23 protein-coding genes are annotated in these 23,240 nt (G+C 71.4%); 9 read left to right on the forward strand and 14 right to left on the reverse strand.

The features are described from left to right. Window positions 1-224 precede the first annotated feature (224 nt). The 3 genes from ABD841_RS14620 to ABD841_RS14630 all read left to right on the forward strand — a co-directional run bounded on the left by ABD841_RS14620 (window position 225) and on the right by ABD841_RS14630 (window position 3,378). Window positions 225-818 carry a Maf family protein gene (locus ABD841_RS14620; protein WP_344971613.1) on the forward strand — a complete coding sequence of 198 codons (594 nt, stop codon included), beginning with the start codon at window positions 225-227 and terminating at the stop codon, window positions 816-818. A 356-nt stretch (window positions 819-1,174) separates the two neighbouring features. Continuing rightward, complete coding sequence (locus tag ABD841_RS14625) at window positions 1,175-1,951, forward strand: EI24 domain-containing protein (protein WP_344971614.1); 777 nt, start codon at window positions 1,175-1,177, stop codon at window positions 1,949-1,951. 308 nt (window positions 1,952-2,259) lie between these two features. Further along, window positions 2,260-3,378, forward strand: coding sequence for a DUF4192 domain-containing protein (locus ABD841_RS14630; protein ID WP_344971678.1), 1,119 nt, complete (start codon window positions 2,260-2,262; stop codon window positions 3,376-3,378). Here the strand turns inward: ABD841_RS14630 and ABD841_RS14635 are convergent. Next, window positions 3,345-3,683, reverse strand: a complete 339-nt coding sequence (locus ABD841_RS14635) for a hypothetical protein (RefSeq protein ID WP_344971616.1) — start codon at window positions 3,681-3,683, stop codon at window positions 3,345-3,347. The genes ABD841_RS14630 and ABD841_RS14635 overlap by 34 nt on opposite strands. 232 nt (window positions 3,684-3,915) lie before the next feature. Between ABD841_RS14635 and ABD841_RS14640 the strand changes: the two genes are divergently transcribed. Further along, on the forward strand, window positions 3,916-4,464 hold the full coding sequence (locus ABD841_RS14640) for a DUF1707 and DUF4870 domain-containing protein (RefSeq protein ID WP_344971618.1): 549 nt from the start codon (window positions 3,916-3,918) through the stop codon (window positions 4,462-4,464). Window positions 4,465-4,676: 212 nt separating this feature from the next. Here the strand turns inward: ABD841_RS14640 and ABD841_RS14645 are convergent, their stop codons facing one another. From ABD841_RS14645 to ABD841_RS14655, 3 genes are all read right to left on the reverse strand, one after another. Next, the gene (locus tag ABD841_RS14645) at window positions 4,677-5,450 is read right to left on the reverse strand and encodes a septal ring lytic transglycosylase RlpA family protein (RefSeq protein WP_344971619.1); all 774 of its coding nucleotides are present in this window, start codon (window positions 5,448-5,450) and stop codon (window positions 4,677-4,679) included. A 353-nt stretch (window positions 5,451-5,803) separates the two neighbouring features. Further along, window positions 5,804-7,330 (reverse strand): ATP-dependent DNA ligase, encoded by a 1,527-nt coding sequence (locus tag ABD841_RS14650; RefSeq protein WP_344971621.1) that lies wholly within the window; start codon window positions 7,328-7,330, stop codon window positions 5,804-5,806. 371 nt (window positions 7,331-7,701) lie between these two features. Continuing rightward, on the reverse strand, window positions 7,702-8,076 hold the full coding sequence (locus ABD841_RS14655) for an FKBP-type peptidyl-prolyl cis-trans isomerase (RefSeq protein ID WP_344971623.1): 375 nt from the start codon (window positions 8,074-8,076) through the stop codon (window positions 7,702-7,704). A 152-nt stretch (window positions 8,077-8,228) separates the two neighbouring features. On the opposite strand from ABD841_RS14655, the gene ABD841_RS14660 reads away from it, so the two are divergent. Then, window positions 8,229-8,999, forward strand: coding sequence for an SDR family oxidoreductase (locus ABD841_RS14660; protein ID WP_344971624.1), 771 nt, complete (start codon window positions 8,229-8,231; stop codon window positions 8,997-8,999). A gap of 44 nt (window positions 9,000-9,043) precedes the next feature. On the opposite strand, the gene ABD841_RS14665 is transcribed toward ABD841_RS14660, so the two are convergent. Together ABD841_RS14665 and ABD841_RS14670 are read right to left on the reverse strand one after the other, a co-directional pair. Beyond that, the gene (locus ABD841_RS14665) at window positions 9,044-10,054 is read right to left on the reverse strand and encodes a LacI family DNA-binding transcriptional regulator (protein ID WP_344971626.1); all 1,011 of its coding nucleotides are present in this window, start codon (window positions 10,052-10,054) and stop codon (window positions 9,044-9,046) included. Next, complete coding sequence (locus ABD841_RS14670) at window positions 10,051-11,430, reverse strand: GH1 family beta-glucosidase (RefSeq protein WP_344971680.1); 1,380 nt, start codon at window positions 11,428-11,430, stop codon at window positions 10,051-10,053. Before ABD841_RS14670 ends, ABD841_RS14665 begins: the two co-directional genes overlap by 4 nt. 191 nt (window positions 11,431-11,621) lie before the next feature. On the opposite strand from ABD841_RS14670, the gene ABD841_RS14675 reads away from it, so the two are divergent. The 3 genes from ABD841_RS14675 (at window position 11,622) to ABD841_RS14685 (ending at window position 15,050) form a co-directional block, all read left to right on the forward strand. Continuing rightward, window positions 11,622-12,977 (forward strand): ABC transporter substrate-binding protein, encoded by a 1,356-nt coding sequence (locus ABD841_RS14675; RefSeq protein WP_344971628.1) that lies wholly within the window; start codon window positions 11,622-11,624, stop codon window positions 12,975-12,977. 83 nt (window positions 12,978-13,060) lie between these two features. Beyond that, window positions 13,061-14,035, forward strand: a complete 975-nt coding sequence (locus tag ABD841_RS14680; protein WP_344971630.1) for a carbohydrate ABC transporter permease — start codon at window positions 13,061-13,063, stop codon at window positions 14,033-14,035. A gap of 85 nt (window positions 14,036-14,120) precedes the next feature. Continuing rightward, on the forward strand, window positions 14,121-15,050 hold the full coding sequence (locus ABD841_RS14685) for a carbohydrate ABC transporter permease (protein WP_344971682.1): 930 nt from the start codon (window positions 14,121-14,123) through the stop codon (window positions 15,048-15,050). A 217-nt stretch (window positions 15,051-15,267) separates the two neighbouring features. Here ABD841_RS14685 and ABD841_RS14690 read toward each other — a convergent pair whose 3' ends face one another. Both ABD841_RS14690 and ABD841_RS14695 read right to left on the reverse strand, forming a co-directional pair. Then, window positions 15,268-16,059, reverse strand: coding sequence for a YflT domain-containing protein (locus ABD841_RS14690; RefSeq protein ID WP_344971632.1), 792 nt, complete (start codon window positions 16,057-16,059; stop codon window positions 15,268-15,270). A gap of 538 nt (window positions 16,060-16,597) precedes the next feature. After that, window positions 16,598-18,037, reverse strand: a complete 1,440-nt coding sequence (locus ABD841_RS14695; RefSeq protein WP_344971634.1) for a GuaB1 family IMP dehydrogenase-related protein — start codon at window positions 18,035-18,037, stop codon at window positions 16,598-16,600. A gap of 135 nt (window positions 18,038-18,172) precedes the next feature. On the opposite strand from ABD841_RS14695, the gene ABD841_RS14700 reads away from it, so the two are divergent. Next, window positions 18,173-18,640 carry a GyrI-like domain-containing protein gene (locus ABD841_RS14700; RefSeq protein WP_344971636.1) on the forward strand — a complete coding sequence of 156 codons (468 nt, stop codon included), beginning with the start codon at window positions 18,173-18,175 and terminating at the stop codon, window positions 18,638-18,640. A gap of 30 nt (window positions 18,641-18,670) precedes the next feature. Here ABD841_RS14700 and ABD841_RS14705 read toward each other — a convergent pair whose 3' ends face one another. The 6 genes from ABD841_RS14705 to ABD841_RS14730 all read right to left on the reverse strand — a co-directional run bounded on the left by ABD841_RS14705 (window position 18,671) and on the right by ABD841_RS14730 (window position 23,111). Beyond that, window positions 18,671-19,228 carry a hypothetical protein gene (locus ABD841_RS14705; RefSeq protein WP_344971638.1) on the reverse strand — a complete coding sequence of 186 codons (558 nt, stop codon included), beginning with the start codon at window positions 19,226-19,228 and terminating at the stop codon, window positions 18,671-18,673. Between the two features lie 5 nt (window positions 19,229-19,233). Continuing rightward, window positions 19,234-19,473, reverse strand: coding sequence for a helix-turn-helix transcriptional regulator (locus ABD841_RS14710; RefSeq protein WP_184544329.1), 240 nt, complete (start codon window positions 19,471-19,473; stop codon window positions 19,234-19,236). 19 nt (window positions 19,474-19,492) lie between these two features. Then, window positions 19,493-20,329, reverse strand: coding sequence for an ABC transporter permease (locus ABD841_RS14715; RefSeq protein ID WP_344971640.1), 837 nt, complete (start codon window positions 20,327-20,329; stop codon window positions 19,493-19,495). Beyond that, complete coding sequence (locus tag ABD841_RS14720) at window positions 20,326-21,171, reverse strand: ABC transporter ATP-binding protein (RefSeq protein ID WP_344971642.1); 846 nt, start codon at window positions 21,169-21,171, stop codon at window positions 20,326-20,328. The genes ABD841_RS14715 and ABD841_RS14720 overlap by 4 nt, the downstream gene beginning before the upstream one ends. Window positions 21,172-21,312: 141 nt before the next feature. Continuing rightward, on the reverse strand, window positions 21,313-21,981 hold the full coding sequence (locus tag ABD841_RS14725; protein ID WP_344971644.1) for a nitroreductase family protein: 669 nt from the start codon (window positions 21,979-21,981) through the stop codon (window positions 21,313-21,315). After that, on the reverse strand, window positions 21,978-23,111 hold the full coding sequence (locus ABD841_RS14730) for a CaiB/BaiF CoA transferase family protein (RefSeq protein ID WP_344971646.1): 1,134 nt from the start codon (window positions 23,109-23,111) through the stop codon (window positions 21,978-21,980). The genes ABD841_RS14725 and ABD841_RS14730 overlap by 4 nt, the downstream gene beginning before the upstream one ends. Window positions 23,112-23,240: the final 129 nt, after the last annotated feature.

A 23,240-nucleotide genomic window follows, 5' to 3' on the forward strand; every position in this document is an offset into this window, starting at 1 on the left:
CACCGCGACAGCGCCCGGCCGGGTGGGCACCGGCCCCCAAGGCGTCCGGACGCGGAGCCACCGGAGCGCACACGGGCCGGGGGTCCGGGGGTTCGAGGGCGGTCCGTCGTGCCGCGCCCCGGGCCGCCGGGGATGCATGGATGGTCCGTCGTGCCGCGCCCCGGGCCGCCGGGATTCCCCACCGGAGCGGTGAAGGAGGGCGGCCCCCGCTAGGCTCGATGGACATGACCCAGATCGTGCTCGCCTCCGCCTCCCCCGCCCGCCTCGCCCTGCTCCGCAGCGCCGGACTCGATCCCAAAGTGATCGTCAGCGGCGTGGACGAGGACGCCATCACCGCCGACAGCCCGAGCGGGCTCTGCCTCGCGCTCGCCCGGGCCAAGGCGGCCGTGGTGGCCCGGGGCCTGACCGACGGGCTCGTCATCGGCTGCGACTCGGTGCTGGAGCTCGACGGGCGGGCGTACGGCAAGCCGTCCTCGCCCGAGGAGGCCGTCGAGCGCTGGCGCAGCATGCGCGGGCGCGAAGGCCGCCTGCTGACCGGCCACTGCGTGATCGACGTGGCCGCCGGGCGGGAGGCGGCGGAGGTGGGGGCGACGGTCGTGCGCTTCGGCACCCCCGGCGACGACGAGATCGCCGCCTACGTCGCCACCGGCGAGCCTCTCCGCGTCGCGGGCGCCTTCACCCTCGACGGCCACGGCGGCTGGTTCGTCGAGGGCGTCGACGGCGACCACGGCAACGTCCTGGGCATCTCGCTGCCCCTGCTCCGCCGCCTCTTCGGCACCCTCGGCGTCTCCGTCTCCGGTCTGTGGCAGCGGGCCTGACCGCGAGACACGGTTTCCGCTGCCGAGGCGCAGTGCCCCGTTCTGTCGCGGGGCATCGCGTGATCTCCCATCGCGGGCCGTCGGAACACGGGGTGACGGACGCGGGTCACCGGGACGCGGACGCCCGGTGAGCGGCGCGGTCGCACGGATGCGGGTCGCGGCCGTACGGTGGTGGCGGGTTGCGGGCGCTTGTGGCGGTGTGGTGGCGGGGGCGGGCGCTCCCGGCGGGATGCGGTGCCCCGTGTGGTGGTACACGGCGGTTTTCCGCAGTGGGACACGGACGGCGGTTCGGGCACACAGTCCTCCGGGGTGCCCAAACCCGATAATCTTCCGCCATGGGTCATATCCGTTCCTTTATGGACGGCATCGGGTTCTTTTTCCAGGGCCTGCGCTGGGTCGCGCGGTACCCGCGCTGGTGGTCGTTCGGGCTGATCCCGGCTCTGATCGTGTTCGTCCTCTACGCGTTCGGGCTCTACTTCCTCGGCACGAACGCGCTGGATATCGCCGACTGGGCGACGCCGTTCGCCGACGGGTGGGGTGAGGCGGCGCGGACCGCGCTGCGGGGCGTGGTCGCGCTGGCGCTCTTCGGCGCGGGGCTGGTCCTGTCCGTGGTGACCTTCACGGCGGTCACCCTCATCGTGGGCGAGCCCTTCTACGAGAAGCTCTCCGAGAAGGTCGAGGAGACCTACGGTGAGGTGCCGACCGGGCACGAGCTCCCGCTCTGGAAGTCGATCCCCCGGTCCATCAAGGACAGCCTGGTCACCCTCTGCTGGGTGCTGCTGTTCACGATCCCGCTGTTCTTCCTCGGCTTCGTGCCCGTGATCGGGCAGACGGTGGTGCCTGTCCTGGGCGCGCTGGTCTCGGGTTTCTTCCTGACGGTCGAGCTGACCACGCTTGCCCTGGAGCGCCGGGGCATGGTGCGCAAGAGCCGGTTCGCCCTGCTCCGCCGGAACAAGGCCACCTCACTCGGTTTCGGCGTGCTGCTCTTCCTGCTCTTCCTGGTGCCGTTCGTCGCGGTGATCGCCATGCCCGCAGCCGTGGCCGGCGCGGCCATCATGGTCCGTACGCGCCTGGCGGCACCGGCCTTCCCCGCCGGGAGGCCGGGAGGGGACACGCACTTCGGCAGGATCTGAGGGCCTTTCCCCGGACCCGGCGCGGACCGTCCGGGCAGCGGGACCGGCGGAGGACACAGGGGGCGAACAGGGGAGCCGCCGGGACGGAACACCGGGCACGCCCGCTTCCGGCTGTGGACAACCGGAAGCGGTTTCCACAGAACGCGGTACGCGTACGGAAAACGGCCCGGGACTCGGCGAAGCTTGCGGCCATGACAACCGACAACCCGGCCTCGCCCCCCTCGCCGGCTTCCCCACCCCCGTCTTCTTCGCCGGTCCCCCCGCTTCCGCGGGCTTCCCCGCTCCCGCCGTCCTCACCGCCCCGGTTCCTGCTCGGCTGCACGGAGGACGTCCTCGGCGCCGTGCCCTACCTGCTGGGGTTTCACCCGTCCGACAGCATCATCGCGATCGGCCTCATCGGAGGCCCGCCCCGCAGCCGCCTGCATCTCACCGTCCGGTGGGACCTGCCCCTGGCGGCCTGCGGCCCGGATCAGGTCGTCCCGCTGTTCCGCAAGGAAGGCGTCACCCACGTCTTCGTGGCCGGCTACGGCCCGGCTTCGCTGGTCACCCCCGCTGTGGACACGGTCACGGCACTGTTCCGCCACGGCGGCTTCACCGTCGTCGACGCCCTCCGGGTCGAGGGAGACCGCTACTGGTCGTACGAGTGCTCGCGCACCGAGTGCTGCCCCGCCGACGGCACGCCGTACGGGCATCGGGCCACCGCCGTGGCCGCCGAGGCCGTCCTGCAGGGGCTGGTCGCCCTGCCCGACCGCGAGACCCTGGAACGGTCACTCGACCCGGTCGAGGGCCTCGCCCGCGAGGCCGTCCGGCGGATGACGCGCCGCGTCACGGAGGAGGTGCGCGACAGGCTCGCCGGATGCGGCGACCCCGAGGAGTTCGCCGCGGAGTTCGTGGCGGACGGCGTCGCCAGGGTCCGGGCGGTGCTCGGCGCCTGCGCCTCGGGTGGCCGGCTCGACGACGAGCAGGCGGTCAGGCTGGGGCTCGACCTGGCGGTGATCCGCGTTCGGGACGAGGCGTGGACGCTGGTCACGGACGACACCCATGACGTCCACCTCAAGCTGTGGCACGATCTCACCCGGCGGCTGGAGCCCAGGTTCGTGCCGCCGGTGGCTTCCCTGCTGGGCATGGTGGCCTGGCGCCAGGGAGATTCCGCGCTGGCGGGGGTCGCCCTCACCCGGGCGCTCGACATCGACCCCTCGTACTCGATGGCCAACCTGCTCATGCATGCCCTGCGCCATCTGGTTCCGCCACACGTCCTCAGGGAGAGGATGCCCGGCCCCGAGGAACTGGACCGGGAGATGGGCAGCCCGCGGACGACCTGGCTGCTCCCGATGATCACCTTGCTGGACGGCCCGGGCGATTCCGGTCTCGAGGCGGCCGCCGGGTCTTCCGCTCAGCTCTCCTCGCGCCTGCGACGCTCGTTGTAGGCCCTCACCCGGGCCGGGTAGCCGGTCAGCTGCACGTCGTAGACGGGAACCCCGAGGTCACGCGCCACCTTGCGGATCACCGCGGGGGAGCCGACCCGGCGGCGGGTCCACTCACCGTCGTCGGCGACCGCCATCGCAGTGGTGTCGGTGGCGAAGGTCTCAGGCTCGACGTAGAACTCCACGCCGCGACGCGACTTCGCGAAGGCGATGAGCGCTTCGATGTCGGAGTCGTTCGCCTCACGATCGAACTTGGCGATTTTCGGCCCGCGTAACCGCCTCAGCCCGTAGCGATCTCGCCATCTCATGTCTCCTTGTATACCTCTCCTGCTCGCCCCATGGCGGGAAGCCAGGGGTCACTCTCAGGGGCTTGTAAGGGTTCATCCTGATGTGTCGGCCTGGCGTTGTGGGCGAGCATTGAGATCAAAGAGGCGACGAAAGGGTATCGGTCCCATGGCAGGCACATCGACACCAGCGGCCGGCCCCTGGCACGGGGGAGCGCCGGCGGCAGGCCTGAGGCCCGAGTACGCCGGGCTGCGGGTGAGCAATCAGGATCGGGAGCAGGTGGTCGAGCACGTCAAGACCGCCTACGCGGAGGGAAGACTCGACAAGTTCGAGTTCGACGACAGGCTGGAGCGGGCGATGACGGCCCGCGTGCACGGCGACCTCATGCCGATCATGCAGGAGCTGTACGGCTCACGCCCGGCTCACCCCGCACCGTACCCCTTCACCGCGAACGCGCCGTCCGGTGCCGCGTACCGTGACGTGCGGACCGACGCCGGATCCGACCGCCTGGGGGCCGCGGCGGCGCACCTGCTCCCGCTGGTCGGGCTGTTCGCGATCGGCCCGCTGATCCTGATGCTCGCGGCGGGCAAGACCTCGCCCTACATCCGCAGGCACGCGGTGGAGGCCCTCAACTTCCAGCTGACCCTGCTCGCGGCCACCGTGGTACTGGCGATCACGTTCGTGGGCGCGGTCCTGACGCCGGTGCTCTGGATCGGCGGTGTGGTCATGTCGGTGATCGCCGGTGTCGCCGCCCTGGGCGGCGGTGACTTCCGCTACCCCTGGACCTTGCGCATGGTCAAGTAATCCGGCCGAAGGCTCGCACCTCGGATCGGGGCCGGGGGCGGCGGCCGGGGAGGGGGGCGCCGCGCCGGCCGCAGGCCGTGACGGGACTGGGGCGGACTACGGCGGACCGGGGTGGGCCGTGACGGGGCAGGAGCCGCCGGGGAGGGGGCGGCGGTCGGACGGCCGAAGTGGCGGAGCGGCGGCCGTGTTCTGTCCGCTGCGGCTCGGGCCGGTCAGCCGCCGAGAACCTCATACTTGACGTGCATGACACCGGAGCCGGTGTCGCCGATGGCGGAGAACGCGGCCCTGGACAGGTCGAGACAGCGCCCGCCCACGTAGGGGCCGCGGTCGTTGATCCGGACCGTCACCGAATCGCCGGTGTTCGGATTGGTCACCCGGACCTTGCTGCCCATCGGCAGGCTCTTGTGCGCCGCGGTCATCGCGTTCGGGTTGAAGCGTTCGCCGCTGGCGGTCGCCTGCGGCTCCGAGTAGAAAGAGGCGCCGCAGGTTCCACTCGACAGCACACGGGCCTTCGGCGCGGACGCGGTCTCACGCGTGGCCTTGGCACCTTGGACCTTCGCGGCCTTGGGCCTGTCCTTGGCCGCTTTGTCCTTGGCCGCGGAGACGGCTTTGACCGGGCTGTCGCTCCTGCCGCTGTCGTTCTCCTCACCGGTGGCCGTCGTCCCGCCGGAGGTCGAGAGGCCGGAGAGCTCTTGAGCGAGCGGTCCGCCGGGCTGCGGGGTGGCGGTGGGATCGGCGGCAGGGGTGGGGGAGGCGGCGGCTCCGGTGGGGGCGCTTCCGGCGGCGTCGACGGCTCCGGTGGTGGCGCTCCGGGCGGGTACGCCCTCGCCGCCGGAGATCGCCCAGGCGGCGGACGCCACGGCGAGTGCGGCGACGCCCGCGACGGCCACGGCCAGGCGCGGCCTGCCCGGCGCCGGCTTCTTGGGGGAGACCTCCTCCGAGGAGAGGGCGCTGCTGGAGGACGGGGTACGTGAGTGCTGGCCCAAGGGAAACCACAGTCCAAGATCGGGGGCAGGGCGGGGAAGGCCGCACGAGGGGTGGGGAGGGGGACACACGCGGCCGTTCCCATCGGCGGGGATGGGGGCATCACCCGCCTGACCACGACGACCATATGCGACAAACCCTCAGTAAACGCAAGTTAATGCCATGTATGGTGATTTATGTCACTTTAACCAAGAAACAGTACATTAGGGGATAAAGATCATCAGGTGGGGGCGTTCGCGGGGGGCCGATATCAGCTCGTGGCTTCGGGTGTGGGGCTGACGTCCGCGTGATGGACCGCCGGTGACCGGCGACGGAGCGGAGGAGGTCAGAGAAGGCCGGAGAAGGCCGGAGAAGGTCAGAGCATGAGGGAGCGGACCGTCTCGATGGTGTCGGCCTGGTCGATCGACTTGTCGGGACGGTAGCGGAGAACCCGCGCGAAGCGCAGGGCCACGCCGCCCGGGTAGCGGCTGGACTGCTGGACTCCGTCGAAGGCGATCTCGACGACCAGCTCGGGACGGACGGTCACCGTCCAGCCGTCGGTGGGGCCTTCGGCGAGGGAGAGGAAGCGCTCGGTCTGCCAGGCGAGCAGCTCGTCGGTCAGACCCTTGAAGGTCTTGCCGAGCATGACGAACCCGCCGGTCTCCGGATCGCGGGCGCCCAGGTGCAGGTTGGAGAGCCTGCCCTCGCGGCGGCCGTGGCCCCACTCGGCGGCCAGGACGACCAGGTCGAGGGTGTGCCGGGGCTTCACCTTGATCCATCCGGCGCCGCGCCGCCCGGCCGCGTAGGGCGTCCGCAGCGACTTGACCACCACGCCCTCGTGGCCGCTCCTGATCGCGTCCTTGAAGAACGCCTCACCCTCGGCGGGGTCGCCGGTGACCAGGCGGGGGGTCACCAGTTCGGCGGGCACGGCCGAGGCGAGGGCGGCGTGGCGGGTCTCGCCCGGCAGGTCCAGCAGATCCTCGCCGTCGACCCGTAGCGCGTCGAAGAAGAAGACGCTCAACGGGGTCTTCTCACGCACGCGGGCCACGTCGGTGCGGCTGGACACGCGGCCGGAGGTGACCTGGAAGGGCTCGGGGCGGCCGTCGGGGCGCAGCGCGATGACCTCGCCGTCGAGGACCAGGTCGCCGGAGGGGAGCGCGCTCACCGCCTCGACCAGCTCGGGCACCTGCCCGGTGATGTCGTCGAGGGTGCGGGTGAAGACGGACACCCGGTCGCCGATGCGGTGCGCCTGGACCCTCACCCCGTCGAGCTTCCACTCGATGGCGACCTGCCCGCCGAGCTTGCCCAGCGCGGCGGCGATGGACGTGGCGCTCTGCGCGAGCATCGGCGACACCGGGCGGCCGACCTCCAGGTGGAAGGCGCGCAGCGCCTCGACTCCGCCGCTGAGCGCGGCGGCACCGACCGCGGGCAGCCAGCCGCGCAGGGTCAGCGCCCGCCTGACCTCCGCCGCGGGCACCTCGGCGGCCTTCGCGACGGCTTCGATCATCACCCCGTCGAGCGCGCCCTGGCGGAGCTCGCCGGTGAGCAGCCGGGACAGGAAGACCTGCTCGGGACGGGTGAGGGCGCTGAACAACTCGTCGAGCAGAGCCTTGCGCGCGGCCTGGGATCCGGCGCCGGACTGCGCCTTGACGCGATCGAGGAGGCCGTCGACCTGGCTCAGGGTGGCGGTGGCCGCCAGACGCGGCTCGGGTGGATCCTGCAGGCTCCTCCAGCCCACTCCGATGAAGCGCTGCGGCAGCTCCCCGGAGAGATAAGCGATGGCGATCTCCGCCTCGTGCGGTTCGACCCGGCCGAGCAGCTCTGCGAGATGGGCGATCTTCGCCAGCCGGGCGGACCCGGCGGCCACGGCTGCGGAGGTGCGAGCGAGGTCGATCAACAGCACAATGGCCAGCTTAGAAGCTGCAGACGACATTTCGGGAAAGAGAGCCCCTCTTTCCTCATCGATCTTCCTCGCGCCGGAAACCGATCTTCCGCACGCCCTGTGAGGCATCCGCATGCCCCGCGAGGCATCCGCATGCCCCGCGAGGCGTTCCGCATCCGGTGGGCACTCGCGCTCGCTGGGACGCCTTGCGACCCGTGAAGCATTTTGTGCCCGGTGGGGCGTCTTGCGTCCGGTGGGCATTCGCGCTCTGTGGGGCGCCCTGTCGTCCCACCGTCCGTACCGCTCGGCCTCCGCCGGTCCGTACCTCGTGCCGGGCAGGCCACCCCTGAGGAGGGGGCCCGCCCGGTCGGGCCTTCGCGGTCGCCGCAGCGTCAGCTCACGCCGAGCAGGTCGACGACGAAGATCAGCGTCTCACCGGGCTTGATGCGGTTGCCCGCGCCGGCGTTGCCGTAGCCGAGGTGCGGCGGGATGGTCAGGCGGCGGCGGCCGCCGACCCGCATGCCCGCGACACCCTGGTCCCAGCCCGCGATGACCCGGCCCGCCCCCAGGGGGAACTGGAAGGTGTCACCGCGGTTCCACGACGCGTCGAACTCCTCGCCGGTCGAGAAGGCGACGCCGACATAATGCACGGTGACCTGGTGTCCCGGCTTGGCCTCCGGGCCGTCACCCACGACGATGTCGACGATCTCCAGCTCCGCGGGCGGGGCGCCTTCCGGAAAGTCGATCTCCGGCTTCTCCAGTGCCACGTGGTTCTCCTCGGTTTGATGCGTGCCGGCCGATGTCCGACCGGCCGAACGACTCTACGGGGTCCGGCGTCGGTGCGAGTGACGAGGGGACGTGCCGGCGCCGGCGTCGTACTCTCGGAGAAGACCGTCGGGGGAGAACGGCCGGAGGTGACATGCGCAAGCCGTACGCCCCGCAGGACGTCCTTCTCACCGGGAAGGTCGCCGTCGTGACGGGGGCCGCGCGGGGGCTGGGACGGGCGATCGCGGAGACCATGCGTGAGTTCGGCGCCGACCTGGCGCTGTGCGACCGCGACCCGATCGACGGGTTCGACACGCTCACCTTGACCATCGACGTGCGCGACACGCTGGCGTTGGAGGTCTTCGCCCAGGCAGTGCGCGAGCGGTTCGGCCGGGTCGACGTGCTCGTCAACAACGCCGGCGGCACGTTCCACGCGGCGTTCGCCGAGACCTCCCCCAAGGGCGAGGCCACGCTGGTCGCGGAGAACTTCACCCAGGTCACCGCGGTGATCCGGAGCTTCCTGCCGCTCATGCCGCCCGGCGCGTCGATCGTCAACGTCACCTCCAGCGAGGCGCACCAGGCCGCGCCCGGGTTCGCCGTCTACGCGGCGATGAAGGCGGCCGTCGAGAGCCTGACCCGGTCGCTCGCGCTGGAGCTGGCCCCGCGCGGCATCCGCGTCAACGCCCTCGCCCCCGACGCCCTGCCCACCGGCGGGGAGGAGGCCGTGCGGGCGCGCATGCTCGACGATCCGCTGCCCTTCGAGCCGGTGCGGCTGCCCCCGCTGGGCCGCCTGGGCGATCCCGCGGAGGCCGGGGCCGCCGCGGTGTTCCTGGCGAGCGACCTGGCGGGGTTCGTCACCGGGGCCACCCTGCACGTGGACGGAGGCATCCACGCCGCGGGCGGCTGGCGGCGCGTGGAGCCCTGACCCGCCGCCCACGGTCTTTCAGGAGGCGGGTCCGACTGAGGTTTTCAGGAGGCGGCTCCACCTGAGGCCGTGGAGTCGCGGACCACCAGCTCGGTGGGGAGCACCACCTGCCTCCTCTCCTCCAGGTCCAGCACCATGCGCGCCAGGCGCCGCCCCATCTCGACGGTCGGCTGCCTGACCGTGGTCAGCGGCGGCTCGGCGTAGGAGGCCGCGGGGATATCGTCGAAGCCGACCACGGCGATGTCGGCGGGGACCCGCCGGTGCTCGGCCCGGAGGGTCCGGAGCGCGCCCAGCGCCATCAGGTCGTTGGCCGCGAAGACCGCGTCGATCTCCGGGTCGTCGGCGAGGAGCTGCCGCATCGCCACCGCCCCCGACTCGCGGGTGAAGTCGCCCACCGCGACGATCGACCGCCGGTCTGAGTCGCGCAGCACGTTGCGGTAGCCGTTGAGCCGGTCGATGCCGGCGATCATGTCCTGCGGCCCCGCGATGGTCGCGATCCGCCGCCTGCCCTGCTCCAGCAGGTGCCGCACCGCGCGTTCGGCCCCGCCGAGGTTGTCCATGTCCACGTACGGCAGGTCGCCGGGCACGCCGGGCCGGCCGCTGCAGACCACCGGCACGCCGCGCCGGGACAGGATGCCCGGTAGCGGGTCGGTCCCGTGCATCGAGGCGATGATCACCGCGTCCACGTGCCCGTTGGTGGCGTAGCGCTCGACCCGCTGGTAACCGCCCGGCGTGCCGGTGAGCATCAGCACGAGCTGTTTGTCGGCCTGCTCGATCTCCAGGCTGACCCCGCGGATGATCCCGGCGAAGGTGGGGTCCTCGGAGAAGACACGGGTCGCCGGTTCGGGGAAGACGAGGGCGATCGAGTCGGCCCGCTGGGTGACCAGGCTCCGCGCCGCCTGGTTGGGGACATAGCCCAGCTCCTCCACGGCGCGGTTGACCGCCTCGCGGATCTCCGGCGCGACGCGGGTGGAGCCGTTGACCACGCGTGAGGCGGTCGCCCGGGACACCCCGGCCCGGGCGGCCACTTTCTCCAGCGTCGGCCGTGCCCTCACAGCCCGTTCCGGCGTACGACTTCGCTGTACCACAGGGCACTGTCCTTGGGTGTGCGGCGCTGAGTTCCGTAGTCGACGTGCACGATGCCGAACCGCTTGCGGTAGCCCTCGGCCCACTCGAAATTGTCCAGCAGGGACCAGACGAGGTAGCCGCGCAGGTCCGCGCCTCCTTGGATGGCCGCGTGCGCCGCGCGCAGGTGACCGTCGAGATAGGAGAGGCGGCCGACGTCGTGCACTTCGCCGTCCTCGACGACGTCGTCGAACGCGGCACCGTTCTCGGTGATCAGCAGCGGGGTGCCGGGGTAGTCGCGCGCGAGCCGCAGGAGCAGGTCGGTCAGGCCGAACGGCTGCACCGGCCAGCCCATCGCGGTCCGCGGCGCGTCGGCGCCGCCGAAGGCGATGCCCTCGCTGCCCGGGTAGACCGGGTTGGCGGGCTCGCCGGCGCGGGCGGCCACGGTCTGCGGGTGGTAGTAGTTCACGCCCAGCAGGTCGGTCGGCCGGCTGATGATCTCCAGATCGCCGTCCCGCACGAAGGACCAGTCGGTGAAGCGGCGGGCGTGTTCCACGACGTCGGCGGGATACTCGCCGCGGAGCACCGGGTCCAGGAAGATCCGGTTCTGCAGGCCGTCGACGATGGCGGCGGCCTCGGCGTCGTCGCTGATCACGGGGGAGAGGTTGAGCGTGATGCCGACCTTGCCCGCGCCGGAGGCGCGCAGCGCCTGGACGGCCAGGCCGTGGCCGAGCAGCAGGTGGTGGGCCGCGGTGAAGCCCAGCGCGGGCTCGGCGCGGCCCGGCGCGTGGATGCCGGACGCGTAGCCGAGGAATGCCGAGCACCAGGGCTCGTTCAGCGTCGTCCACGTCTCGACCCGGTCGCCCAGCCGGGCGTGCGTGATGGCGGCGTACTCGGCGAAGCGCTCGGCGGTCTCCCGGTTGGTCCAGCCGCCCCGGTCCTCCAGCGTCTGCGGGAGGTCCCAGTGGTAGAGCGTCACGATCGGGGTGATGCCGTTCTCGCGCAGCTCGTCCACCAGGCGGTCGTAGAAGTCGAGGCCGCGCGGGTTGGCCGGTCCGGAGCCGTCCGGCTGGACGCGGGGCCAGGAGACGGAGAAGCGGTAGGCGGCAAGACCCAGGTCGCGCATGATGCGCACGTCGTCGGGGTAGCGATGGTAGTGGTCGCACGCGACGTCACCGGTGTGGCCGGCATGAACCTTGCCGGGGGTCCGGGAGAAGGTGTCCCAGATGGAGGGTCCCCTGCCGTCTTCCCGGGCGGCGCCTTCGATCTGGTACGCCGCCGTGGCGGCGCCCCAGACGAAGCCCTCGGGGAACGTCAGCACGCCGGAGTCCTGGATCTCGTAGGACTTTTCGGCGGACACGGTCATGTCCTCACCGCCCCATTCTGTGTCGCAGTCGTGTGAGAGCGCTCTCTGGAGCATCACGGTAGCGTAAGGATCGTGTCAAGAAAAATGCGACTGTAACCGTAATATCACAGGCATTGACATCGTGTTGTGGGCAGACAATTCTTCCAGAGAGCGCTCTCACACCCCCCAGCGATGTATACGGAGGAAGATCTATGTCGCTCCTCTCCCGGCCTCACCGTGTCGCCCTGGCGGCAGGCACCATGGGACTGGCGCTCCTCGCCACCGCCTGCGGATCCACGGAGCCCAAGCCATCGGCGGGCGGCAGCAGCAGCACCTCCGCAGAATGCGCCCCCTTCACCAAGTACGGCAAGCACGACGGCAAGACCGTCAGTATCTACTCGCCGATCCGTGACGCCGAGGCCGATCTCTTCGAGCAGGCCTGGAAGCCGTTCGCCGAGTGCACCGGCATGAAGATCAGCTATGAGGGCACCGGCGAGTTCGAGGCCCAGATCCAGGTCCGCGCCGACGGCGGCAACCCGCCGGACCTCGCCTTCTTCCCCCAGCCGGGCCTGCTGGAGCGCTTCGCCAAGGCCGGCAAGCTCAAGCCGGCCTCCGCGGAGGTCAAGAAACTCACCGACGAGGGCTGGTCGGCCGACTGGGCCAAGTACTCCACGGTCGACGGCACCTTCTACGGCGCCCCCCTGGGCGCGAGCGTGAAGTCCTTCGTGTGGTACTCGCCGAAGATGTTCCAGGAGAAGGGCTGGACCATCCCCAAGACCTGGGACGAGCTCATGACGCTCAGCAACACGATCGCCGCCACCGGCATCAAGCCGTGGTGCGCCGGCATCGAGTCCGGTGACGCGACCGGCTGGCCGGCCACCGACTGGATCGAGGACGTCCTGCTCCGCGAGCTCGGCCCCGAGGGCTACGACGACTGGGTGGGCCACAAGACCCCGTTCAACGACCCGAAGGTCGTCGCGGCGGTCGACAAGGTCGGCGCGATCCTCAAGAACGACAAGTTCGTCAACGGCGGCTACGGCCCGGTCAAGTCGATCGCCAGCACCGCCTTCCAGGAGGGCGGTGTCCCGATCACCGAGGGCAAGTGCGCCCTGCACCGCCAGGCCTCCTTCTACGCCAACTTCTGGCCCGAGGGCACCAAGGTGGCCGAGGACGGCGACGTGTTCGCCTTCTACCTGCCGGGCAACGACCCGGCCAAGAAGCCGGTGCTCGGCGCGGGCGAGTTCGTGGCGGCCTTCACCGACCGGCCCGAGGTCCAGGCCCTGCAGGCGTACCTGGCCTCCGCGGAGTTCCCCAACGCCCGCATGAAGCTCGGCACGTACGTCTCCGCGCGCAAGGGCGTCGACACGGCGAACGCCCAGAACCCGATCGACAAGCTCTCGATCGAGATGCTGCAGGACCCGAGCACGGTCTTCCGCTTCGACGGCTCCGACCTGATGCCGGCCGCCGTGGGCGCCGGCACCTTCTGGAAGGGCATGACCGACTGGATCAACGGCAAGGACACCAAGACGGTCCTCGACTTCATCGAGGCCTCCTGGCCCAAGTCCTGACGCCCGGCGGCGGGTCCGGTCCCGTGTGACCTGCGGGACCGGACCCGCCCGCCCCGGCCCGATCCTTCCGGGAGACCCCTCCGATGGACTTCGACTTCGCCGGCGAACTCCCCAAGTTCGTCCAACTGTTGATCGGTGTCGCCGCGTTCCTCGCGGTGGTCGCACTGATCGTGCTGCTGCTCGACAGCACCCCCACGCGGCGGCGCGCCTGGCCCCACGCCACGATCCTGCTCGCCCCCGCCCTCCTGCTCCTCGCCATCGGCCTCGTGATCCCGGCCGTGCGCACCACCCTGCTCTCGTTCATGAGTGGTGACGGGCAGCAGTGGGTCGGCCTGGACAATTACGCCTGGATGTTCACCCAGCCCGAGGCCGTGACCGTGCTGCGCAACACTCTCGTCTGGGTGCTGCTCGTCCCGATCCTGGTCACCTCGGTCGGGCTGGTCTACGCGGTCCTGGTCGACCGCACCCGTTTCGAGGCGATCGCCAAGTCACTGGTCTTCCTGCCCATGGCGATCTCCTTCGTCGGCGCGGGCATCATCTGGCGCTTCGTCTACGCCTACCGGGCCGAGGAACAGGAGCAGATCGGCCTGCTCAACCAGTTCGTGGTGGCCCTGGGCGGCGAGCCCCAGCAGTGGCTCCAGGAGCCCCCGCTCAACACCCTGTTCCTGATCGTGGTCATGGTCTGGATCCAGACGGGCTTCGCCACCGTGGTGCTCTCCGCGGCGATCAAGGGGATCCCCGCCGAGATCGTCGAGGCCGCCCGGCTGGACGGGGCGAGCCCGATGCAGATGTTCTTCCGGGTGACGCTGCCGTGCATCCGCTCGGCCGTGGTCGTGGTGCTGGTCACCCAGTCGATCGGCACGCTCAAGCTGTTCGACATCGTCCGCACCATGACCGGCGGCCAGTTCGACACCAGCGTCATCGCCAACGAGATGTACAACCAGGCGTTCCGGTACGGCGAGACGGGTAAGGGCGCGGCGCTCGCGGTCTTCCTGTTCGTGCTGGTGACGCCCATCGTGATCTACCAGATCCGCCAGCGCAGGGAGGCCGTCAGGTGAGCGGGCGAGTCGGCCGGCGCGGCGCCGTGAGGACCCCGGCACCGCAGCGGGCGAAGGAGGCAGTGTGGCCACGTTGACCCAGACCATGGCGCGGCCCGGGGCGCAGACCGCGCCGCAGCGCGTCCGGCGGCGGCTGACCAGCCACGTCGCCAGTGCGGTCGCGATCCTCATCGCCGTCCTGTGGACCACCCCGACCTTCGGCCTGCTGCTCTCCTCGCTGCGCCCGGAGGACCAGATCAAGACCACCGGCTGGTGGACGTTCTTCTCCGATCCGCAGCTCACGCTGGAGAACTACCAGGAGGTGTTGTTCGGCACCTCCTCGTCCTCCGGCCAGATGATGAGCTTCCTGATCAACTCGATCGTCATCACGATCCCCTCGGTGCTCTTCCCGCTGGCCCTGGCCACCTTCGCGGCGTACGCGCTGGCCTGGCTGCCGTTCCGGGGGCGCGAGTGGATCTACATCGGGGTCTTCGCGCTGCAGATCGTACCGCTGCAGATGTCTCTGGTCCCGCTGCTGTCCTTCTTCTCCCAGGGCGTCGACATCTTCGGCGTGCAGGTGCTGCCCGCCTGGGAGCTGAAGGGCCCGGCCCTCTTCATCCAGGTCTGGTTCGCGCACACCTGCTTCGCGCTGCCGCTGGGCGTCTTCCTGATCCACAACTTCATGTCCGAGCTGCCCGGCGAGCTGATGGAGGCGGCCAGGGTGGACGGCGCCAGCCACGGGGTGATCCTGCGCAAGCTCGTCCTGCCCCTGGTCGGGCCCGCGCTCGCCACCTTCGCGATCTTCCAGTTCCTCTGGGTCTGGAACGACCTGCTGGTCGCTCTGATCTTCGCCGGCGGCACCCCGGACAGCGCCCCGATGACGGTGCGCCTGGCCCAGATGGCCGGTACGAGAGGCAACGAGTGGCAGCGCCTGACCGCCGGGGCGTTCGTCTCGGTGGTCATCCCGCTGATCGTCTTCCTGTCGATGCAGCGCTACTTCGTCCGCGGCCTGCTCGCGGGCAGTGTCAAGGGCTGACGTCAAGGGCTGACCGGGCGGACGTCCCGGATCGGGTCGCGCGCCGTCCCCGGCGGGGACGGCGCGCGACCCGGTTCTCGCCGTCCGGGCCCCGTGCCCCGTGCTTCGGGGCCCGCAGGGTTCCGTGCTCCCGGATCCCGCGAGACCCCGTGCCCGGGACTGCGAGGGCCCGTGGTCCTCCCCGGTGATCCCTCCGGTGCGGGAACGGCCCGGGTGTTCAGGAGCGGTGCCCGTCCTCGCGGGCCGACCGGGCTGCCATGGGCCGGTCGGGCGAGGAGGGCTGGGCGGGCACGGAGTGCTCGCCGGTGACCGGCTGCGCCTGCGGGGTGACCGGCCGCGCGGGAGTGTGCTCCCCCACGGCGTCCCGCCCGGGGTGGCCGGGGGCGGGAGCGGCCTGCATGGGGACGGAGTGGCCGGGGGCGGGAGCGGCCTGCGCGGGGGTGGGGTGACCGGGAGCGGTGGGTCGTGCCGCGGTGGGGTCGTAGACACCCGCGGACGGCGGGGTCTCGACCACCAGGGTGTCGGCCGGGTCCGCCGCGCTGTCGAGGACGGCGCGGGCGTGGTCCAGGTGCGAGGCCGCGACCAGCACGTCGTAGCGGCCGGCGACGATCGCGCTGCGCGAGGCGAAGTCCCGCTTGCCACCGGTGAACAGGTGGTTGATGAAGCCGAACGCGGCGCCCATCACGGCACCCCACAGCGCCGCCCACAGCACGAGCATGACGAACGACAACGTGGTCGAGGTGAACAGCCCGAGGAACATGCCCACCACGGCGCCGAAGAGCACACCGCTCCCCGCCCCGGCGAGTGCGGCGCGCCCCTTCGTCATCCTGCCGGTGACCGTCTCCTCCAGTCTCAGGTCGCTGCCGACGATCGCCGTGTTCTCGACGGGGAAACCCGCGTCGGAGAGCCTGTCCACGGTCCGCTGCGCCGCCAGGTAGTTGTCGTAACCCGCCAGGACCCTCCGGTCCACCACGACCTGCGTATCCAGACCGGTGGATATCTCTTTCATGTCCTTCTGCCTTTCGGAGTGGGGGATGGCATGAAGGGCCGACTACCCCGCCTCCGCGGGAGAATGCGCCGTCCCTCCGGGCATCTCACGTTCCCCGGCATTTCGCGCTCCGCGATGATCGCCGCCCGCACCGGTGCCCTCCGGTTTCCCGCGCGGGTCGTGCGTATGGCGCCGGGCGCGGTTTCGCGCAGGTCGTATGTATGGGGCCGTGCGTGGGTCGTGCGTATGGGGTCTCGCGCGGGCCGTGCGCGTGGGGCCGGACGCGGTCTCGCGTGGGCCGTGCGCGTGGGGCCGGACGCGGTCTCGCGCGGGTCGTGCGCGTGGGGCCGGACGCGGTCTCGCGCGGGCCGTGCGCGTGGGGCCGGGCGCGGGTCGTGCGAGTGGAGCGCGGCCTTCCGCGGGTGGGCGCCTGCGACAGGCCGCCTTCCGGCTACCGGGGAGGCGGTGCCCGGAAGGCGCCGCCTCCCCGCCGGGGGATCACCGGTGCCGGTGGTCTCCCGGCGTCCTCCGCTTCACCGGCTCTGCCGAGTCCCCCGCCTCACCAGCTCTGGTGGAGCGGCATGCCCTCGGTGTAGCCGGACGAGCTCTGGATGCCGACCACCGCGCGCTCGTGGAACTCCTCCAGGGTGGTCGCGCCCGCGTAGGTGCACGCGGAACGCAGGCCGGCCACGATCGAGTCGATCTGGTCCTCGACGCTGGGCATGGCCGGGTCGAGATACATCCTGGACGTGGAGATGCCCTCCTCGAACAGCGCCTTGCGGGCCCGCTCGAAGGGAGAGTCGTCGGCCGTGCGCAGCTTCACGGCGCGGGCCGAGGCCATGCCGAAGTTCTCCTTGTACTTGCGCCCGTCCGCCGCGGTGCGGGTGTCGCCGGGCGACTCGTAGGTCCCGGCGAACCAGGAGCCGATCATCACGTTGGCGGCTCCCGCGGCCAGGGCCAGGGCCACGTCGCGCGGGTGGCGGACGCCGCCGTCGGCCCAGACGTGGCGGCCCAGGCGGCGGGCCTCCGCGGAGCACTCCAGCACGGCGGAGAACTGCGGGCGGCCCACGCCGGTCATCATCCGGGTGGTGCACATGGCGCCGGGGCCGACGCCGACCTTCAGGATGTCCGCCCCGGCCTCGACCAGGTCGCGCACACCCGCGGCGGTGACGACGTTGCCCGCCGCGACCGGCACCGCGGGGTCGAGCGCGCGGACCGCCCGGAGAGCGGCGATCATCTTCTCCTGGTGGCCGTGGGCGGTGTCGACGACGAGGCAGTCCACCCCCGCATCGAGAAGCTCCTTGGCCTTGGCGGCCACGTCGCCGTTGACGCCGACGGCGGCGGCGATCCTGAGTCTCCCCGCGGCGTCGACGGCGGGCCGGTACAGGGTGGCGCGCAGCGCGCCCGTCCTGGTCAGGATGCCGACCAGGCGGCCGTCGCCGTCCACGATCGGGGCGAGCCGGTGGCGGCCCTCGTGGAGGCGGTCGAAGGCCTCGCGCGGGTCGAGTCCCGCCGGGAGGGTGAGCAGGTGGTCGGACATGACCTGGGACAGCTGCGTGTACATGTCGACGCCGGAGCAGTCGCTCTCGGTGACCACGCCGACCGGGCGGTTGTCCCAGTCGACGATGATGATCGCTCCGTGGGCGCGCTTGGGCAGCAGGTTGAGCGCTTCGCCGACCGTGGCGTGCGGGGTGAGCGTGAGCGGCGTGTCGTGGACCAGGTCGCGCTTCTTGACCCAGTCCACGACGTCGGCCACGACGTCGATCGGGATGTCCTGCGGGATCACCGCGATTCCGCCGCGCCGCGCGACGGTCTCGGCCATCCGCCGTCCCGCGACCGCCGTCATGTTGGCGACCACGATGGGGATGGTCGTGCCGGTGCCGTCCTGCGTGGAGAGATCGACGGCGAGCCGGGAGCCGACGGAGGAGAGTGACGGGACCATGAACACGTCGCTGTAGGTCAGGTCGTAGGTCGGCGTCATCCCATTGAGAAACTTCACGTTCGTCCACCTTATCGCGTGAATTGCCAGAGATGAGCGTTCCCCGTATCGGGGCCGTCCAAGAGGACCGACCGCTCCGGCGGGAGGCTAAGATCCGGTTTGCGTGAATCGATGGGATGGCCAGAAGGAGACGCTGTGATCGTGGTTGACCGGCCCGAGATGCTCGTCGTCGGCCATGCCGTACGGACCTCGAACGCGGACGAGATGGAGCCGGGGCGAGGACGGCTTGGCGCGCTGTGGGCGCGGGCGAGTGTGCCCGGGGCCTTCGCGCACGTGCCGGGGCGGGTGGACGAGAACGTCTACGCGGTCCTCACCGACTACGAGAGCGACCATCACGGCGCCTACACCCAGATCGTCGGGGTGGCGGTGCGCACCGCCGCGGCGTTGCCCGAGGGCATGGTGGCGGTGCGGGTGCCCGGGGTGCCGTCGCTGAAGCTGGAGGCCCGGGGGCCGATGCCGGACGCGCTGCTGGAGTCGTGGCAGCAGCTGTGGAAGCACACCGAGTCGGGCGGTATCCCGGCGCGGGCCTTCACCACCGACCTGGAGGTGCACCACCCCGGCGGGGTCGACCTCTACGCGGCGATCCTGCCCCCGTTGCGCTGAGCCCCGCCCCCGCCGTCCCCCGGCGGGGGCTCAGCCGTCCTCGTCGTCCGGGGGCGGGTCGGGCAGTCGCCAGCCGGAGACGACCAGCGGCAGCACGAAGTGCGTCATGAACAGCGCGATCGCCAGCATGAGCAGCGCCCCTCCAGGGACGGAGTAACCGCGTCCGTGGTAGAGGCTCACGGCGAGCGTCGTGGCGAACAGGGTGACCAGGATCCCCGTCATGATGCGGTGGGTGATGCCGACGGCCCGCAGGCGCTCACTCACCTGGCGCTCGTCCAGGTCGCGCTCGGCCAGGGCGGTGACGCCGCGGGTGGCGACGTTGAGCAGCGTCACCGCGGGCAGGTAGACCATCAGGACGGCCGTCCACAGGACGATGTCGGCCCAGTCGGCCCCGCCGTCGGCCCAGCCGGCCCCGGCGCCCGGCGTGACCCAGGTGACGACGGCGTTCACCCAGAAGGTCGCCAGCGCGCAGGCCACCGCCCCGGCGAGCAGTCGCCTGCGGGTCCGGGTGGCGTACCAGCCGGGCAGGTAGTCGCGTTGCATGGCTTCCAGCTGGCTCCGGCGCCAGCGTGTCTTCCAACTCCTCACGGCTTTCACCCCGTCCTACCGCTGCCCAGCCGCGGGAACGGCCTGAGCGAGAACACGACTTCCAACGGCACGTCGAAGTACTCGGCGATGCGCAGGGCGAGGAAGAGGCTCGGGCTGTACTCGCCCCGCTCCAGGTAGCCGATGGTCTGGTAGTGGACGCCCAGGGCGGCCGCCAGATCCTTGCGTGAGATTCCCCGTTCGGCCCTCAGCACCGAGATCCGGTTGTATACGTCTTCCGCGGGCATCCCAGTAGTCTCCCAGCACTCAGATCCCCTGTGCGGCCGGTCGGCGCCCGGCGAGGCGCGAGCCCGACTCGCGGCGGGTGACCCGGTGGATCAGCCACGGTGCCAGCAGCATCCCGGCCACCGTCCACGCCGTCAGCGCCGCTCCGGCCCACGGCAGCCGCCAGTCGCCGCCGATCTCGGCGGCGAGCATGGTGTCGGGCAGGAAGGCGGCCCGCAGACCCAGGCCCTGCCAGTAGAGCGGGAACGCCTGGGAGACCCACTGCACGGCCTCCGGCATGAACGTGATGGGCAGCATGACCCCCGAGGTGACCATCAGGATCATCATCGGCAGCGCCAGGATCCCCGCTCCGGCCTTCGGGCCGGGGAGCAGGCAGCCGAGCGCCGCGCCCAGCGGCACCACGGCGAGCGTGCCCAGCAGCGTCACCCAGGCCAGGGTCACCCAGTCGCGGGGCATCGCGACGTTGCCCAGGGCCCCTCCCGTGGCCAGGATCAGCGCGCCCTGGACGACGATCTGGCACAGGACGGTCACCACCCGTCCCGCGAGGTAGGCGGGGACGCCGCCGGGAGTGCTCCGCAGCCGCAGGAGGGTGCCGTCTTCGCGGTCCGTGGCGATCGCGATCGGCAGCGTCATCAGGCCGTTGGAGAAGACGGTGAAGGCCAGGAAGCCGACCGTCATGTACGTGCCGCTGGAGACGTCGGTGCCCGTCACTTTCTGGTCGCCGATCCACATCGTCAGCATGGCGAAGACCCAGACCGTGCCGACCAGAGTGGTGATCAGCTCCCTGCGGTCCTTGACGAGGTGCGTGTGCTCCGTCCACCCCCGCCGCAGCCCGATGCGCAGTGTCCTGACGTTCACGCCGCCCTCCCGATCAGGCTCAGATAGCTCTCCTCCAGCGACGGCCGCCGGACCTCCAGGCCGGGCACCGGGCCGTCGAACCTGCGGTGCAGCTCCCAGGCCGCCCGCGAGGGGTCCGCGGTGCGCAGGACCCGCTCCTCGCCGTCCTCCACCCACCGCACGTGCGACTCGCTCCGCACGGCCGCGGCGAGCTCGGCCGGGGTGCCGCAGACGGCGATCTCGCCGGCGACCAGGATCGCGGTGCGGTGCGCCAGCTTCTCGGCCTCGGCCAGGTCGTGCGTGGTGAGGAGGATCGTGATGCCGTCGTCCGCCGCGAGTTTCCCGACCAGCCGGTGGAACTCCCGGCGCGCCTCCGGGTCGAACCCGGTGGTCGGCTCGTCCAGGAACAGCAGTTCCGGGCGGCCGACGATGCCGAGCGCCACGTCCAGCCTCCGGCGCTGACCGCCCGACAGGCGGCTCACCCGCTGCCCGGCCTGGGCGGTCAGGCCGAGCGCGGCCAGCAGCTCGTCGGGGTCGCGGGGGTCGTCGTAGAACGAGCCGAGGTGGGCGAGGAGCTCGCGGGCGCCCCATCGGGGGTGGTCGCGCCAGCTCTGCAGGACGATGCCCAGTTTCGCCCGCCAGGTCTCGGTGGCCCGCTCGGGGTCGGCCCCGAGCACGTTCACCTCGCCCGCCGAGCGGTTCCGGAACCCCTCCAGGATCTCGATCGTGGTGGTCTTCCCCGCGCCGTTGGGGCCGAGGAGGGCGAAGATCTCCCCGCGCCGGATGTCGAGGTCGACGCCGCGCAGCACCTCGGTCGCGCCGTACTTCATCCGCAGCCCGCGGACGCTTACCGCAGTACTCATGCGAACGAATGTAGTACATCTACTACATAACTTCCAACGTCTATGACAAAGGGCGGTACACCTGTGTCAGGTGTACCGCCCTGTAGAGCTCTCAGTGGCTGCCGGTCGCCTCCCGGTGAGCGGCGTCCCGGCCGCCGGTGGTCAGTCGCCGTACCCCCACAGGGGCTCGTGGATCTCGAAGCCCACGGGCTCGCCCCACCGGTTGCGGTAGCTGACCTCGTGCGCCGGGCGGCGGGGCGCGACGCCCCAGCGGCCGGTCGGGTAGCCGAGGGTGACCGTGCAGGCGAGGGTCCAGCCCCTGCCCTCGGGCACACCCAGGACGCGCAGTGTCTCCTCCGCGTGGAAGATGCCGAGCACGCTGGTCAGCGCGGTGCCCACGCCGTGGGCGCGGGCGGCGAGCTGGGCGCTCCACACCGCGGGGAAGATCGAGCCGCCGGACGGGTCGTTGCGCGTGAACGCGAACAGCAGCAGCGGGTAGTCCTCGAAGTGGTCGGCCAGGTGCCTGGCCGACTTCAGGACGTTGAGCGTGCGGGTATCGCCCTCGGTCTCGGCCCGCTCGCGCATCGGCCGGTAGTGGCCCTCGAAGAGCCGCCCGAGCGCGTCGCGGTAGAGCGGTCCGAGATGCGCCTTCACCGCGGGGTCGTCCACCAGCAGGAACCGCCAGTTCTGCGTGTTGCCGCCGCTGGGAGCGCGGACCGCGGCGTCCAGGATGCTCCGCTGGACCTCCTCGGGGATCGGGTCCGGCGTGACCCGGCGCATGGCGCGGGTCGTGTACAGGGCCTCGAAGACGTCCATGGCGCCATCGGTCATGCCAGCACCCCCGCCTCGCGGAGCTTCGCGGCGGCCTCGTCGGACAGGCCCCAGGACGACAGGTCCGACAACCGGGTGGCGGGGGAGAGGTCCTGCGCGGGCACGCCGAGCAGCCGCGGCGCGGGGGCGGGCTGGCGGACCCCGCCGACCTCGACGAACGTGCCGCGGGCCTTGTTGTGCGGGTGGTCGGCGGCCTCGCCCATCTCCAGGACGGGGGAGACGCACGCGTCCGTGCCGTCGAACACCGCCTCCCACTCGGCGCGCGTCCTGGACCGGAACGCCTCGGCCAGCCGCTCGCGCAGCTCGGGCCAGCGTGACCTGTCATCGCGGTCGGGCAGGTCGGACAGGCCCATCAGCCGGACCATCTCCGCCCAGAACTGCGGCTCCAGGGCGCCGACGGCCAGGTACTTGCCGTCCGAGGTCTCGTAGGTGTCGTACATCGGGGCGCCGGTGTCGAGCAGGTTCGTGCCCCGGGGGCCCCAGAACCCGCTCTGCACGCCGTGGTAGAACATCGCGAACAGCGCCGCCGAGCCGTCCACCATGGCGGCGTCGATCACCCGGCCCTCGCCGGTCCGCTCCCGCTCGAGCAGCGCGAGCAGCACGCCGTACGCCAGCATGAGGCCGCCGCCGGCGAAGTCGCCGAGGATGTTGATCGGCGGGGTGGGCCGCTCGCCCGCGCGGCCCAGCATCGACAGCACGCCGGAGATCGCGATGTAGTCGATGTCGTGCCCGGCGGTCGGCGCGAGCGGGCCGTCCTGGCCCCAGCCCGTCATCCGCGCATAGACCAGGCGCGGGTTGACCGCGTGCAGGTCGGCCGGGCCGATGCCGAGACGCTCGGCGACCCCCGGCCGGAACACCTCGATGACCACGTCGGCGCCCGTCGCCAGTTCCCTGAACGCGGCCACGCCCTCGGGGGACTTCAGGTCCAGGCCGATCGTCCGCTTGCCGCGGTCCATCACGTCGGCACGCGGCCTGTCACCCGCCCTGGCGACGGCGCTCACGCGGTCGACGCGCAGCACCTCGGCCCCGTGGTCGGCCAGCATCATCCCGGCGAACGGGCCGGGAGCCAGGCCGGCCAGTTCGAGCACGCGGACTCCAGCCAGCGGGCCCTTCCTGGTCACGCGCTCCATCGATATCTCCTCGAATACGGTCTCGACTCCGGGCCGCGCGACGACGCCGACCAATGCCGACCAATCGTTTGGTAACAGTCCACCGGCCCCTTCCGGCCAAGTAGAACAACATTCGGCTTTCCGTGGCAA

Origin of the sequence: Streptosporangium fragile (assembly GCF_039534445.1) — a bacterium.
Taxonomy (GTDB): domain Bacteria; phylum Actinomycetota; class Actinomycetes; order Streptosporangiales; family Streptosporangiaceae; genus Streptosporangium; species Streptosporangium fragile.